General features: G+C 70.1%; 14 protein-coding genes. 11 read left to right on the top strand and 3 right to left on the bottom strand.

All coding sequences use genetic code 11. The features are described from left to right. The first annotated feature begins 12 nt into the window (after positions 1-12). The 4 genes from BM355_RS03515 (at position 13) to BM355_RS03500 (ending at position 4,898) form a co-directional block, all read left to right on the top strand. Entirely contained in the window at positions 13-870 is an 858-nt protein-coding gene (locus tag BM355_RS03515) for an ABC transporter ATP-binding protein (RefSeq protein WP_091694627.1), read from the top strand. After that, positions 855-2,426 carry a hypothetical protein gene (locus BM355_RS03510; protein WP_091694622.1) on the top strand — a complete coding sequence of 524 codons (1,572 nt, stop codon included), beginning with the start codon at positions 855-857 and terminating at the stop codon, positions 2,424-2,426. The genes BM355_RS03515 and BM355_RS03510 overlap by 16 nt, the downstream gene beginning before the upstream one ends. 50 nt (positions 2,427-2,476) lie before the next feature. Next, on the top strand, positions 2,477-2,827 hold the full coding sequence (locus BM355_RS03505; protein ID WP_091694619.1) for a DUF3039 domain-containing protein: 351 nt from the start codon (positions 2,477-2,479) through the stop codon (positions 2,825-2,827). 229 nt (positions 2,828-3,056) lie between these two features. Next, positions 3,057-4,898, top strand: coding sequence for a DEAD/DEAH box helicase (locus BM355_RS03500; RefSeq protein WP_091694614.1), 1,842 nt, complete (start codon positions 3,057-3,059; stop codon positions 4,896-4,898). A gap of 3 nt (positions 4,899-4,901) precedes the next feature. Here BM355_RS03500 and BM355_RS03495 read toward each other — a convergent pair whose 3' ends face one another. After that, positions 4,902-5,573: an isochorismatase family protein gene (locus tag BM355_RS03495; protein ID WP_091694609.1), complete on the bottom strand. Its 672-nt coding sequence runs from the start codon at positions 5,571-5,573 to the stop codon at positions 4,902-4,904. 88 nt (positions 5,574-5,661) lie between these two features. After that, positions 5,662-6,999, bottom strand: coding sequence for a nicotinate phosphoribosyltransferase (locus BM355_RS03490; RefSeq protein ID WP_277244632.1), 1,338 nt, complete (start codon positions 6,997-6,999; stop codon positions 5,662-5,664). Between the two features lie 76 nt (positions 7,000-7,075). On the opposite strand from BM355_RS03490, the gene clpS reads away from it, so the two are divergent. Genes clpS through BM355_RS03455 form a run of 7 tightly spaced genes read left to right on the top strand, consistent with a single transcriptional unit; the run spans position 7,076 to position 12,529 of the window. Continuing rightward, positions 7,076-7,426, top strand: coding sequence for an ATP-dependent Clp protease adapter ClpS (clpS, locus tag BM355_RS03485; RefSeq protein ID WP_091694606.1), 351 nt, complete (start codon positions 7,076-7,078; stop codon positions 7,424-7,426). A gap of 1 nt (position 7,427) precedes the next feature. Then, on the top strand, positions 7,428-8,141 hold the full coding sequence (locus tag BM355_RS03480; RefSeq protein WP_177227815.1) for a DUF2017 family protein: 714 nt from the start codon (positions 7,428-7,430) through the stop codon (positions 8,139-8,141). A 16-nt stretch (positions 8,142-8,157) separates the two neighbouring features. Beyond that, a complete protein-coding gene (murI, locus tag BM355_RS03475; RefSeq protein ID WP_177227814.1) occupies positions 8,158-9,192 on the top strand; it encodes a glutamate racemase in 1,035 nt (344 codons plus the stop codon). Continuing rightward, positions 9,189-10,004 (top strand): MBL fold metallo-hydrolase, encoded by an 816-nt coding sequence (locus BM355_RS03470; RefSeq protein WP_091694595.1) that lies wholly within the window; start codon positions 9,189-9,191, stop codon positions 10,002-10,004. Before murI ends, BM355_RS03470 begins: the two co-directional genes overlap by 4 nt. Before the next feature lie 19 nt (positions 10,005-10,023). Further along, positions 10,024-10,806: a ribonuclease PH gene (gene rph, locus BM355_RS03465; RefSeq protein ID WP_281247554.1), complete on the top strand. Its 783-nt coding sequence runs from the start codon at positions 10,024-10,026 to the stop codon at positions 10,804-10,806. After that, positions 10,803-11,465 (top strand): RdgB/HAM1 family non-canonical purine NTP pyrophosphatase, encoded by a 663-nt coding sequence (rdgB, locus tag BM355_RS03460; RefSeq protein WP_091694587.1) that lies wholly within the window; start codon positions 10,803-10,805, stop codon positions 11,463-11,465. Before rph ends, rdgB begins: the two co-directional genes overlap by 4 nt. Continuing rightward, positions 11,465-12,529: a 3'-5' exonuclease gene (locus BM355_RS03455; RefSeq protein WP_091694584.1), complete on the top strand. Its 1,065-nt coding sequence runs from the start codon at positions 11,465-11,467 to the stop codon at positions 12,527-12,529. Before rdgB ends, BM355_RS03455 begins: the two co-directional genes overlap by 1 nt. A gap of 35 nt (positions 12,530-12,564) precedes the next feature. On the opposite strand, the gene BM355_RS03450 is transcribed toward BM355_RS03455, so the two are convergent. Further along, complete coding sequence (locus BM355_RS03450; protein WP_245760573.1) at positions 12,565-13,674, bottom strand: ADP-ribosylglycohydrolase family protein; 1,110 nt, start codon at positions 13,672-13,674, stop codon at positions 12,565-12,567. Positions 13,675-13,688: the final 14 nt, after the last annotated feature.

Here is a 13,688-nt window from a genome sequence, read left to right as displayed (position 1 = left end):
AGCGTGAGGTGCATGGATGAACTCGGTCAGACCCCTCCCGCTCGTCCCCAGGCCCCACCTGCAGTCCTCGGTGCAGACCCACGCGGCCAGGAGCAGGGCCGTCAGCCCCTGCCGGATCCAGACCACGCGCTGGTGATGCGAGGCCTGGCCAAACGGTTCGGTGAGAAAGTCGCCGTGAACGGCATCTCGCTGGATGTGCCGGCAGGATCGTTCTACGGCCTGGTCGGGCCCAACGGCGCCGGCAAGACCACGGCGCTGTCCATGGCGACCGGACTGCTGCGTCCGGACCAGGGGCAGGTCTGGATCCACGGCACGGATGTGTGGCAGGACCCGCTGCCGGCGAAGCGACGGATGGGTGTGCTGGCCGACGGGGTCCGACTCTTCGATCGCCTCACCGGAGAACAGCTGGTCACCTACGCGGGACTGCTGCGCGGCATGGACCGTGACACCGTGGCCGAGCGCACCCGGGACTTGCTGCGGGTGATGGACCTGGAGGCCGATGCAGGCAAGCTCGTGGCCGACTACTCCGCCGGCATGACCAAGAAGGTCGGCCTGGCCTCGGCGATGATCCATGCACCGCACCTGCTGGTCCTGGACGAGCCCTTCGAGGCCGTGGACCCGGTGTCCGCGGCGAACATTCGCGAGATCCTGGCCCAGTACGTGGCTAACGGGGGGACCGTGATCGTCTCCAGTCATGTGATGGACCTGGTCCAACGCATGTGCGACCACGTGGCGGTCATCGCCCAGGGAAACCTGTTGGCCGCCGGCACCGTGGACGAGGTGCGCGGGGAGCAGTCCCTGGAAGACCGGTTCGTGGAGCTGGTGGGCGGCCGCAGCAGCGGAGAGGGGCTGTCATGGTTGCGCACCTGATCCGTCTCAAGCTGCGCCTGATGGTCAATGGCTGGCGCCGCAGCACCATGCAGCTGGTCTTCACGGTCATCGGACTGGCCTATCTGGCCGGGATGCTCGGAGTGCTCTCCGTCGGGATGTTCGCGTTGGCAGGGGAGAGCGTGCAGGTGCGAGGAACCGCCCTCGTGCTGGCCATGTCGGTGGCGGTCGTGCTCTGGCTGGTCATCCCGGTCTTCGTCTCGGGAGTGGATCCCACGCTGGACCCGGTGAACTTCGTGACTTTCGGCATCCCGCCCCGGACCCTGGTGGTCGGACTGCTGTTGGCCGGCACCATCACTCTGGCCGGCCTGGGGACGGCACTGGGTCTGCTCGCCACCGTGGCCGCCTGGCGCGACCACCCGTGGGCGGCGGCGGCCGCAGTGCTCGGAGCCGTGCTCGGAACCCTGTTCTGCGTGGCTCTGTCCTACGCGGTGACCGGCCTGCTCGCCTCCGTGGCCGGCCGTCGTCGGGTGCGGGAGACCCTGTCCCTGATCGCCATGGTCCCGCTGGTGCTGGCCGGGCTGATCATCAGCCAGGTCGCCGACTCCATCGCCCAGCTCTGGGACCGGCTGCCGCAGATCGCCTCGGTGCTGGCCTGGACACCGTTGGGCTCCTTCACAGCACTGCCCTGGACAGTGGCCGAGGGACGGCTCGGCGAGGCGGCGGCCCTGCTGGGCCTGTGCCTGCTTTGGCTTGCCGGGGCGTTGGGACTGTGGATGCTGGCGATCCGTCGCAGTGTGGAGTCCCGCGGCGGTGCGGGGGCCACAGCCTCTCGCAGCACCGGTCTGGGTCTGATCGGTCGGACCCCGGCCACCCCGGCCGGCGCCGTGATGGCCCGGTCACTGATCTACTGGTTCAAGGACCCCCGCTACTCGGCGTCTCTGGTGATGCTGCCGGCGCTGCTGCTGCTGTTCTGGTTCCTGGGTCAGCAGGACGGGACCTACGGGCTGCTCCTGGCGCTGGGGCCCATCACCGGATTCATGCTCGGCTACGCGATCTCCGCGGACATCAGCTATGACGGATCCGCCTTCGCCCTGCATGTGACCTCTGGAGTGTCCGGGCGGGACGATCGGATCGGCCGGATCGCCGCGCTGCTGGTGTGGGCGGTGCCGGCCACACTGCTGATCACCCTCGGCTCCTGTGCCCTGGCCAACGAATGGGCTCCGCTGCCGGGTCTGCTGGGACTGGCCTTCGGTGCGCTGCTGGCCGGCGCGGCCGTCTCTGCCCTCGTCTCGGCCCGGTTCATCTATCCGGTGCCGCCACCCGGATCCAGTCCCTTCGCCACGCCGCAGGGGGCGATGATGCGGATCATGCTCGTCCAGCTGGCCTCGATGGCCGTGACGGTGGTGTTGGTCCTGCCCGAGCTGGTCCTGTTCATCGTGGCCTTGGTCACCGGAGACCCGCTGTTCCATTGGCTCACCCTCGGTGTGGGACTGGTCCTCGGCGCGGTGCTGGTGTGGCTGGGGATCCGCCTGGGTGGGCGGTGGTTCGACCGAGCCCAGGCCGAGACCTACCAGCAGGTGCTGCGGCACGCCTGACCCAGGGGCTGGGCCCACCGCGCCGGCGTGAGGGCGATAGACTCGTGGGCATGAGTCTGCCTGCTGATCCCGATCACCTCTCACCCGGTGCGCCCCAGGGTCCCGGCTCGGCCGGCGCGGCTGTGCTGGATCGCCAGGAGCAGCTCCAGGACGCCGAACCGGGCGATCACGAGCGCTTCTCGCACTACGTGCGCAAGGAGAAGATCATGGAGTCGGCACTCACCGGTGAGCCGGTGGTGGCCCTCTGTGGCAAGGTCTGGACTCCCGGCCGTGACCCGGAGCGTTTCCCGGTCTGCCCGGAGTGCAAGGAGATCTACGAGGGGCTGCGTTCCGGGGATGACTCCGGTTCCGAGTCCGGCGGGGGCCGGCGAGGCTGGTTCGGCGGCCGCGGCAAGGGCTGAGCCTGGTCCGGGCCTGCCGGGCAGGCCTGGATGATTCCCGACGACGGCCACACCAGATGGTCGTCCAGGGCACCGGAGGATCCGAGTGAAGGATGCGGTGCCGTGTCACGCCTGCCGGCGTGTCACCACGTGATGATGTGAAGACTCGCTGGACAGCGCGTTGCCGCGCGCTGTCCCGTGCTGTGTGCGGTGCCCCGCACACGTCCTGACCTGGAGGAGGTGCCCGTCCATGACCGATGACCTGTTCAGCGCCGCTGCAGCACCGGAGGCTCCCTCCGAAGGGTCTCTGTTCCATGTGGGCGAGGACATCCCGCCCGCACTGCCCGAGCGTGCTGCGTGGGGCACCGCACCCAAGCTGCGTCAGTGGCAGCAGGAGGCCCTGGAGCTCTACCTGCAGAAGCAGCCCCAGGACTTCATGGCCGTGGCGACCCCCGGCGCGGGCAAGACCACCTTCGCACTGCGCATCGCCAAGATGCTGATGACGGCTGGCACCGTCCAGCGGATCACGGTGGTGGCCCCCACCGATCACCTCAAGCGCCAGTGGGCTGATGCCGCGGCGCGGATCGGGCTGGCGATCGACCCCAACTTCAAGAACGCCGACGGGCGACACGGCCAGGAGTACATCGGCGTCGCCCTGACCTACGCCCAGGTCGCCTCCAAGCCGATCCTGCACCGCAACCGCACGGAGGCGGCCCGCACTCTGGTCATCCTGGACGAGATCCACCATGGAGGTGATGCCCTGAGCTGGGGTGACGGCATCCGTGAGGCCTTCGAGCCGGCCACCCGCCGACTGGCGCTGACCGGCACCCCGTTCCGTTCCGACACCGCGGCCATCCCGTTCGTGGAGTATGCCGAGGGGCCGGACGGGATCCGCCGCTCCACGGCCGACTACACCTATGGGTATGGGCCGGCACTGCGGGACCATGTGGTCCGTCCGGTCATCTTCATGGCCTATTCCGGGCAGATGAGGTGGAAGACGAGCACCGGTGAGGTGATGGAGGCCCAGCTCGGGGAGGCGGCCACCAAGGACATCACCTCCAGTGCGTGGCGGACGGCCCTGGACCCGGTGGGAGAGTGGATCCCCTCGGTGCTGCAGGCCGCCGACCGGCGACTGACCGAGGTGCGGCGCAACGTCCCGGACGCCGGCGGACTGGTGATCGCCACCGACCATGAGGACGCCCGGGCCTATGCCGCCCAGCTGGAACGGATCAGCGGTGAGAAGGTCACCGTGGTCCTCTCCGACGACAAGAAGGCCTCGGACCGGATCGAGCAGTTCTCCGAGGGCGAGCAGCGATGGATGGTCGCTGTGCGGATGGTCTCCGAGGGCGTGGACGTGCCCCGTCTGTGCGTGGGCGTGTATGCGACCTCCACGGCCACCCCCCTGTTCTTCGCCCAGGCCGTCGGGCGCTTCGTGCGTTCTCGACGCCGTGGCGAGACCGCGAGCGTGTTCCTGCCCTCCGTCCCGCAGCTGATGCTGCTGGCCAATGAGATGGAGGCCGAACGCGACCATGCCCTGGACCGGCCGGACGGGGCCGTGGGCGTGGAGGACCTGGAGGACCTCTCCCTGGCTCCGGAGGAGGATCTGCTGGCGGCGGCCAACCGCGAGGATCGCGCCTCGGACTCGCTGCACCGGGAGTCCTTCCAGGCGCTGGAGTCTCGGGCGTCCTTCGACAAGGTGCTCTTCGACGGTGGCGAGTTCGGCACGGGCGGGGCTGTGGGCTCAGACGAAGAGCTGGACTTCCTGGGGATCCCCGGCCTGCTCGACGCCGAGCAGGTGAGCGAGCTGCTGCGTCAGCGCCAGGCCGAACAGCTCAAGAGGCGACCGAAGCGCACGGAGACCGGGGCATCCCAGGCCGCGGCCGACGTCGTGGACCACCGCCGTCTCAAGGAGCTGAGGGCGACCCTGTCCAAGAACGTGTCGGCCTGGTCTGCTCGATCCGGCACCCCGCACGGGGTGATCCACACCCGGCTGCGGGAGATCAGCGGGGGACCGGCCGTTCCTCAGGCCACGGAGGAGCAGCTCACCGTGCGGCTGCAGACCCTGCAGAATTGGTTCGTCGGCCGGAGCTGAGGCTCAGCGGGACTCGCGCCAGTGCAGCAGGACCGCTCCGGCATCCTCCATCTCGGACAGGGCGTCCTCGGACCGCTCTGGGTCCACGCCGCGCACCAGGTCGGTGACCACGGAGGTGGCGTAGCCGGCATCGATCGCATCCAGCACCGTGGCTCGCACACAGTGGTCCGTGGCCAGTCCCACCACGGTCACCTCGGAGATGTCGGCATCCCTGAGCCAGTCATCCAGGCCCGGTGCGCCGTCCTCCACCGCCGCAGAGGCCGCCGCGGTGGCGCCGTAGGGTCCGACCGTCCCGGAGGGGGCATCGGAGCGCACTGTGTCCGGATCGCCCAGCTGTCCTTCGAACCCTGAGTAGGCGGCCTCGAACCGGCCCTTGAGGAACTGGGCGTCGATCAGCTCGGAGTCCAGGTCCGGGTGCAGGTCAGCGCCGGCCGAGCCTGCCACACAGTGGACGGGCCAGCTCTCCTGCCAGTCCGGATCGCTGTCTTGGGCGGCGGCGAAGTGGGGACCCGGGTCCACATGCCAGTCCCGCGTGGCGGCCACCTGGTGGAACCGGTGACCGGAGTCCTCCAGGTACTCGGAGATGCGGGCGGCCGTGGCGGCTCCACCCTCGACGGCCAGGGAGCCGCCTTCGCAGAAGTCGTTCTGGACATCCACGATGATCAATGCGCGCATGCTGTCAGGTCCTTTGGGCGAATTCAGAGGTCGACGACGGATCGACGGGGTGATGAGGTGAAGGGACGGTTCCCCGGTCGGCGGGGACTCAGCGACCGTTGAACAGGGTGGGGATGGCGGCCTCGCCTGGCTGGAGCTTGCGCACCGCCTGGGGCAGCTCGGCCAGGGAGGCCCGGTGGCGCTGCGCCGCGCGGGTCACGGCCTCGGGTCCGGTCCATCCCTCCTGGACCACACCGTCCAGCACCAGAGGCTGGAGGAGGGGACGGTCGTTGGAGTCCACCGGAGGCTGCTCGTTGACGCCGACCAGCTCGGCCACGGCCCGACGGCGGTCATCTAGGCGGCGAGCGGCCACTTTGCGTCCGCCCGTGGAGCCCTTGCCGGCGGCGGCCTTGGCCACATCCACCCACTGGCCGTCATCACCCTGCCGGGAGACGAGCTTGTAGACCATCGAGGCGGTGGGCGCGCCGGAGCCGGTCACCAGACGGGTTCCCACACCATAGGAGTTCACCGGAGCGGACTGCAGGTGGGCGATGGCGTACTCGTCCAGATCAGAGGTCACCATGATCCCGGTCTCGGTGTTGCCCAGTTCATCCAGCATCTGCCGCACCCAATGGGCCTGCTCCACGAGATCCCCTGAGTCGAGGCGGACATTGCGCAGCCGGGGTCCGGCGACCTCCACTGCGGTGCGCACGCCCTGCTCCACGTCATAGGTGTCCACCAGGAGTGTGGTGTCGGCGCCGAGTGCGTCCACCTGGGCCTGGAAGGCCTCCCGCTCGCTGTCATGCAGCAGGGTGAAGGAGTGCGCCGCGGTGCCCACGGTGGGCACCCCGTAGCGGATGCCGGCCTCCAGGTTGGAGGTGGAGGCGAAGCCGGCGATCACGGCGGCACGGGCGGCGGCCACCGCGGCCTCTTCGTTGATGCGCCGGGCCCCCATCTCCACGCAGGGCCGGCCCTGGGCGACGGAGGTCATGCGCGAGGCCGCCGAGGCCACTGCGGAGTCGTAGTTGAGCACGGAGAGCAGATAGGTCTCCAGGATGCAGGCCTCGGCGAAGGTGGACTCGACCTGCAGGATGGGGGAGTGGGGGAAGAACGTCTCGCCTTCGGCGTAGCCGTAGATGTCCCCAGTGAACCGGTAGTCGGCCAGGTACTCCAGCGTGGCCTCATCCACCACGTGGTGCTGGGCCAGGAAGTCCAGGTCCTCGGGGCCGAACCGGAAGTCGGCCAGTCCCTCGAGCAGACGACCCGTTCCGGCCACCACGCCATATCGACGCCCGGAGGAGAGACGCCGGGTGAAGACCTCGAACACACTGCGCCGGTGGGCGGCACCGGACTTCAGTGACGCCTGGAGCATGGTCAGCTCGTAGTGGTCCGTGAACAGGGACGTGGGCTGGATCCGACGCGGAGACCGCGCACTCGTCTGATCGATCACGCTGACACCCTACCCCTCTGCCCCGATCGCCGCAGATCGGCAGGGGTGCAGGCCCGGCACTACACTGGACGCCATGTCCCCGTCCCGCTGCGCTGCGCCCCGCGCCGCCCTCGCCTCATCGGCCCATCCCGGGGGAACCGAGACCGGCACCGGCACGGCCCTGCTGGAGCGTGAGGAGCTCTCGGTGGCCCGGCCCTGGCAGGTGGTGGTCTGGAACGACCCCGTGAACCTGATGAGCTATGTCTCCTATGTCTTCCGCTCCTACTTCGGGTTCAGCCAGGACAAGGCCCACCGGCTGATGCTCCAGGTGCATGAGGAGGGGCGGGCCGTCGTGGCCGCCGGACCCCGTGAAGAGGCTGAACGCCATGTGCAGGCCATGCACGGATACGGTCTCTGGGCCACCCTCCAACAGGAGCAGACCTGAGATGGCACGCGGATTCAAGAGCACACCGCGCGGCTTCGTGGCCGAACTGAACCGGCCCGAGCGCCGACTGCTGCGCACCCTGTTCAACGACGTCATCGAACTGCTGGGGGCCGGTGAGACCGTCCACCCGGTGACACCGGAACAGGACGCGCGGACTGCTGGCGACCAGTCGGATCCGCTCACCACGGCGGCGTCTGACCGCCAGGCCTCCACCACCGATGACGATGCCGCGTTCTGGTCCATCATCGGCGACTGGGACCCAGCCGCTCCGGATGCCCAGGGCCGGCTGCCCGAGGACGGTCTGTCCGTGGAGCCGACGCGCCAGGCGCCGACCGACCCTGCCCTGGCCCGGCTGCTGCCGGCGGGAGTGAAGGACGATGAGCACGCCGCCGGGGCGTTCCGGGCCGCCACCGAGGACGCTGTGCGCTCAGCCAAGACCGCCGACCTCCAACGCGCCGCAGCCGCCCTGCAGTCCTCGCTGATCGTGCTGGACGAGTCCTCGGCGGTGAGCTTCTCCCGGGCTCTGAACGACGTCCGTCTGGTGCTCTCGGCCCGGCTCGACATCCAGGACGAGGAGGACGCCGCCCGGGTCCATGAGATCGACGACTGGGCGCTGGCCCAGGACGTGGAGTCCTACATGGCACTGCTGTACAACTTCACCACCTGGCTGCAGGACACCCTCATGCTCGCCCTGTCCTCCCGCCTGCCGGACTGAGTCCCCCGAAGGAACCATGACCGCACCCCGCACCGACGCCGCCAACTCCGCCGTCCAGATCTCGCCCACCTCTCGCGTGGGGATCTTCGACTCCGGCGTCGGCGGACTCACCGTGGCCCGTGCGGTGATCGACCAGCTTCCCAGCGAGCAGATCGTGTATGTGGGGGACACCAAGAACAGCCCCTACGGACCGAAGTCCATCGCCGAGGTGCGTGCCTACGCCCTGGGCATCATGGACGAACTGGTGGACGCCGGGGTCAAGGTCCTGGTGATCGCCTGCAACTCCGCCTCAGCGGCCGTGCTGCGCGATGCCCGGGAGCGCTACACCGCGCGGTACGGGATCCCCGTGGTGGAGGTGATCCAGCCGGCCGTGCGCCGGGCCGTGGCCGCCACCCGCAACGGACGGATCGGAGTGATCGGCACGGAGGCCACCGTGGGATCACGGGCCTATGAGGACACCTTCGCCGCCGCCCCCCAGCTCGAGGTCCTCTCTGTGGCCTGCCCGCGGTTCGTGGAGTTCGTCGAGGCAGGGATCACCACCGGGCCGGAGCTGCTGGCCACCGCCGAGGAGTACCTGCAGCCGCTCAAGGACGCCGGTGTGGACACCCTGGTCCTGGGCTGCACCCACTACCCGCTGCTCACCGGCGTCATCTCCCTGGTCATGGGCGAGCAGGTCACCCTGGTCTCCTCGGCCGAGGAGACCGCCAAGGACGTCTACCGGGCCCTGGTACGCCATGGACTGGAGAACCCCGGGGGAGACGTGGGAGCCACACCCTCCGGCCACCAGTTCATCGCCACCGGCGACCCGGACCACTTCCAGGCGCTCGCCCGGCGATTCCTGGGCCCCGAGGTGCTGGCCGTGGAGCATGTGGACCACATTGCCGAGCGCTACCCCACCGGTGTGCTGGCCCGCATCACCCCGGACATGCTCGATCGCGCCCGCGGGGCGCGGACGTCTCCGGGCACCCCACCGGCCGATACAGTGGACGGCGAGGGGGCCGACGTCGGGCCCTCCCAGACCGCAACGGCGCAGGACGGGAGGACACCGTGAAGCTGACCATCATCGGAGCCTCAGGCTCCTTCCCCGGACCCGGTTCGCCCGCCTCCTGCTACCTGGTGACCGCCGAGGGGCCGGACCGCGACGGGACCGGCACCAGGACCTGGCGGATCCTGATGGACCTGGGCAACGGCGCGCTGGGCACCCTGCAGCGGTACATGGCGCTGGAGGACATCGACGCCGTCCTCGTCAGCCACCTGCACCCGGACCACTGCATGGACCTGTGCGGGCTGCATGTGGCCATCCGCTGGAACCCCTACGGCTGGAACGGTGTCCACGTCCCCGTCCACGGGCCGGCCGCCACCGCCGAACGGATGGCCACCGCCTACGGGCTGGAGCAGGACCCCGGGATGACCGAGGAGTTCGCCTTCCAGCACTGGCAGGCCCGCCAGCCGGTGCGGATCGGGCCCTTCACCATCACTCCCTATCCGGTGCGGCACCCCATCGACGAGGCCTACGCCCTGCGCGTGGAGACCGAGGAGGACGGGCCGGAGGGGGAGACCGTGCGCAAGGTCCTGACCTACTCCGGTGACACGGACTCCTGCGACGGGCTGGTCGAGGCCGCCCGGGACGCCGACCTGTTCCTGTGCGAGGCCGCCTTCCAGGAGGGGCGCGACGATGGGATCGACGGCGTCCACCTCACCGGCAGGCGCGCCGGACAGGCCGCCACCGACGCCGGCGCTCGCCGTCTCCTGTTGACCCACCTTCCGGTGTGGACGGACCCGCTGGCCGCCTCGATCGAGGCGCGGCAGACCTACGACGGGCACCTGGCCGTGGCCGTCTCCGGAGTGACCTACCGGATCTGACCGGACGTAGACTGGGGCCATGACCCCTCCCACCTCTGGTACCTCTTCAGCCATGCCCGCATCCCGTGCCGACGGCCGTGCCGTGGACGAGCTGCGCCCCATCACCATCACCCGCGGCTGGTCTGGCCAGGCCGAGGGGTCGGCCCTGATCGAGTTCGGGCAGACGCGCGTGCTGTGCACCGCCTCCTTCACCGAGGGTGTGCCGCGCTGGATGAAGGGCGAGGGGACCGGATGGGTCACCGCCGAGTATTCGATGCTGCCCCGTGCCACCTCCACTCGGTCCGCTCGCGAGTCGGTCAAGGGCAAGATCGGTGGACGCACGCATGAGATCTCCCGCCTGATCGGCCGTTCGCTGCGCGCGGTGATCGACCTGAAGGCCCTGGGGGAGAACACCGTGGTGCTGGACTGCGATGTGCTCGAGGCCGACGGCGGCACCCGCACCGCCTCCATCACCGGTGCCTACGTGGCCCTGGCCGAGGCCATCGAGTGGGCCCGTGGACAGAAGCTGATCGCCGCGAACGCCCAGCCGCTGAAGGACTCGGTGGCCGCCGTCTCCGTGGGGATCATCGACGGCACCCCCATGCTGGACCTGCCCTATGTGGAGGACGTGCGAGCCGAGACGGACATGAACGTGGTGGTCACCGGGGCCGGGGACTTCGTGGAGGTCCAGGGCACCGCCGAGGGCGCACCGTTCCGCCGGGAGGAGCTGGATGCACTGCTGGACCTCGCCCTGACCGGGACCGCTGAGCTGGCGGCCATCCAGCGCCAGACGCTGACCACCTCCTCCGAGGACGCTCAGTGAGCGGGGCCCAGACCGTCCCGTCGCCTCTCGTGGTCCTGGCCACCCACAACCAGGGCAAACTGCGGGAGCTGCGCGAGCTGCTGCGCGGACAGGTCCCGGGGCTGGATGTGGACACCCAGGTGGTGGATGCCGCCACTGCGGGCGCGGCCGATGTGCTCGAGGACGGGATCACCTTCGCCCAGAACGCCCTGAAGAAGGCCCGCGCGGTGGCCGAGCAGACCGGCCTGGTGGCCGTGGCCGACGACTCCGGTCTGTCCGTGGACATCCTCGGCGGTGCGCCGGGCATCTTCTCGGCACGGTGGTCGGGGCGGCATGGAGATGATGAGGCGAACCTGCAGCTGCTGCTCGCCCAGCTCGCTGACATCGGCCCAACCCACCGTGGTGCGGCCTTCATCTGTGCCGCCGCTCTGGCCGTGCCAGGTGGCGGTGACCACGTGGAGCTGGGCGAACTGCGCGGGACCCTGCTGACCGAACCGCACGGGGACGGCGGGTTCGGCTACGACCCGATTCTCCAGCCGGACGGACTGCAGGAGTCCTGTGCCCAGATCAGCGCTGAGCACAAGAACCGGATCAGCCACCGGGGGCAGGCCTTCCGAGCCCTGCTCCCGCATCTGGTGGACGCCCTGGACCAGGGGCAGTCTGCACCCAGCGCGCACTGATGTCACTGGACTTCACCGCCCTGGACTTCGAGACCGCCAACGGGTTCCGGGGGTCCCCCTGCTCGGTGGGCGTGGTGCGGGTGCGCGCCGGCGAACAGGTGGAGCGGGCGCACTGGATGATGCGCCCGCCACGAGGGTTCGACCGTTTCGACCCCCGCAACGTGATGATCCACGGGATCCGCCCCGAACAGGTGGCCCGCGCTCCCCGGTTCGCCGAGGTGTTCGACCAGCTCCTGGAGTTCGTGGGCGAGGATCCGCTGGTGGCCCACAACGCCGGCTTCGACCTGGGGGTGATCGAGTCTGCGCTCGAGGTCTCTGGACGGGATGTGCCGGCACTGGACTATGCCTGCAGCCTGGTCCTGGCACGCAAGGGGTACGACCTGCCCTCCTACGCGCTGCCCCGGGCCGCCGAGGAGGCCGGACACCCGGTGGCCCGGCACCATGACGCCCTGGCCGACGCGGAGGCCTGCGCGTGGATCGTGATCGACATCGAACGGCGGTCCCGGACGGACGGGACCCAGCGCAGCCTGGATGCCCTGCTGGCCGACCACGGGCTGCAGCGCCGGCAGCTGACCCCGCGGGCAGCCGGGCAGGGACACCTCTCCCGGGCCACCCGTCAGGCCCGGCAGCTGGGACCGGTGTTCGACGCGACCGTGGAACTGCCGCACGAGGCGCGAATGCCCGATCTGATGCACTGGCCCGACGAAGGGCCCAACCCGGATCCCGCACCGGACGCTGACCCGTCGCATCCGCTGTTCGGCCACCACGTGGTCTTTACCGGGAACCTGGGCATGCCCCGCCAGCAGGCCAAGGTGCGTGCCGCCGCCTGCGGTGCCCGGCCGGCCAGCCGGGTGGGGGCGGCCACCACCCTGCTGGTGGTGGGAGACGGATTCCGCTCCGAGGATCTGGACCGCGGTGCCGACCGGCCCGTCGGCGGTGCCGTGCTGCACCGCAAGACCCGCGAGGCCCTCGCCCGGCGCGCCCGGGGACAGCGCGTGGAGCTGATCTCCGAACCGGAGTTCCTGCAGATGCTGGACGGCAACTGGCCCGAGCTATCCCGCTGACGGCGGGCGCGGGCTGCTCGGACCAGTGGACCCCGTCAGTGGGTGGCGGCGGCCCAGCGGCGTGCGGCTTCGGCGACCACGGCGTGCTCGGTGATCCAGACCGGCAGCTCAGCGTCCTCCCCGAAGATCGCCATGCCGTAGTGGGCACCGAGCAGCTGCCCGGCCAGGGAGGCCGTGGAGTCCGAATCGCCGCCATGGGTCACCGCCAGACGCAGCGCCCGCTCGGCGTGCTCGTGTGCGGTGGCCGAACCTGCCTGGGTGGCCAGCACGGAGTACACGGCGATCGCCAGCGCCTCCTCAGCCACCCATCCTTCGCCGAGCTCGGAGGGCAGCAGGGTCTCGGGCGTGGCCGTTCCTGGGCCCTGGGGCCCACCTGCGGCCAACGAGACCGCACCTTGGAGTGCTGCCAGCGTGCCGCCGTCGGGGTCCTTGTCCGGGAGCTGCCCCAGCCAGTCCAGGCCGGACCGGACCGCCTCCTGCAGGGAGCGCCCACCCATCAGGGCAGAGATCATCAGCGCGAACGCCGCCGAGGACGTCCAGGCCGCCGGGTGTCCATGTGTCAGCACTGCGCCCTGCCGGGCCAGCGAGACCACCAGATGGTCCTCCAGCCGGGGGACCATGCCGTACGGCGCTGAGCGCATCACCGTCCCGCACCCCTTGGAGTCCGGGTTGCTCGGGTCGCCGAGCAGCCCCATGTCCGGGCGGTCCAGCCCGGACAGGCAGGCGTTGCCCGGAGCACGCTGGACATGCAGCTCCGTGTGGGCGTCGATCCACCGGTCCGGCGGCTGCGGCGCCCCGTCCGGGAAGCGGCCGTTCTGCGTCTTCCACCAGCGCAGACAGGCCAGCCACACACTCGCGGCAGGGTCGGCCATCTGGCCGTCGTTGGCCCACTCGATCCACTCCAGCAGCCCGTCCAGCACATAGAGGGTCATCTGGGTGTCGTCACTGATCGGCAGCCGCTGGCCGGAGCCGTCCAGCCGCACCCCCCGGACCTGGTCCGGGCGGAACAGGCCCTCCGGATGACGGTTCAGGATCTGCTGCTGGTCGGAGAACTCCACGGTGTAGCCCAGGGCGTCCCCGGCGGCTCCGCCGAAGAGCACTCCGAGCACCCGGGAGGGATAGTCAGGATCAGTGCCGTTGGTCATGGTCCCCATGCTAG

It is taken from the genome of Micrococcus terreus (assembly GCF_900116905.1).
Lineage (GTDB): Bacteria > Actinomycetota > Actinomycetes > Actinomycetales > Micrococcaceae > Citricoccus > Citricoccus terreus.
The sequence above is the reverse complement of the archived record's forward strand: the minus strand, read 5'-3'. Positions and strand labels throughout refer to the sequence as shown.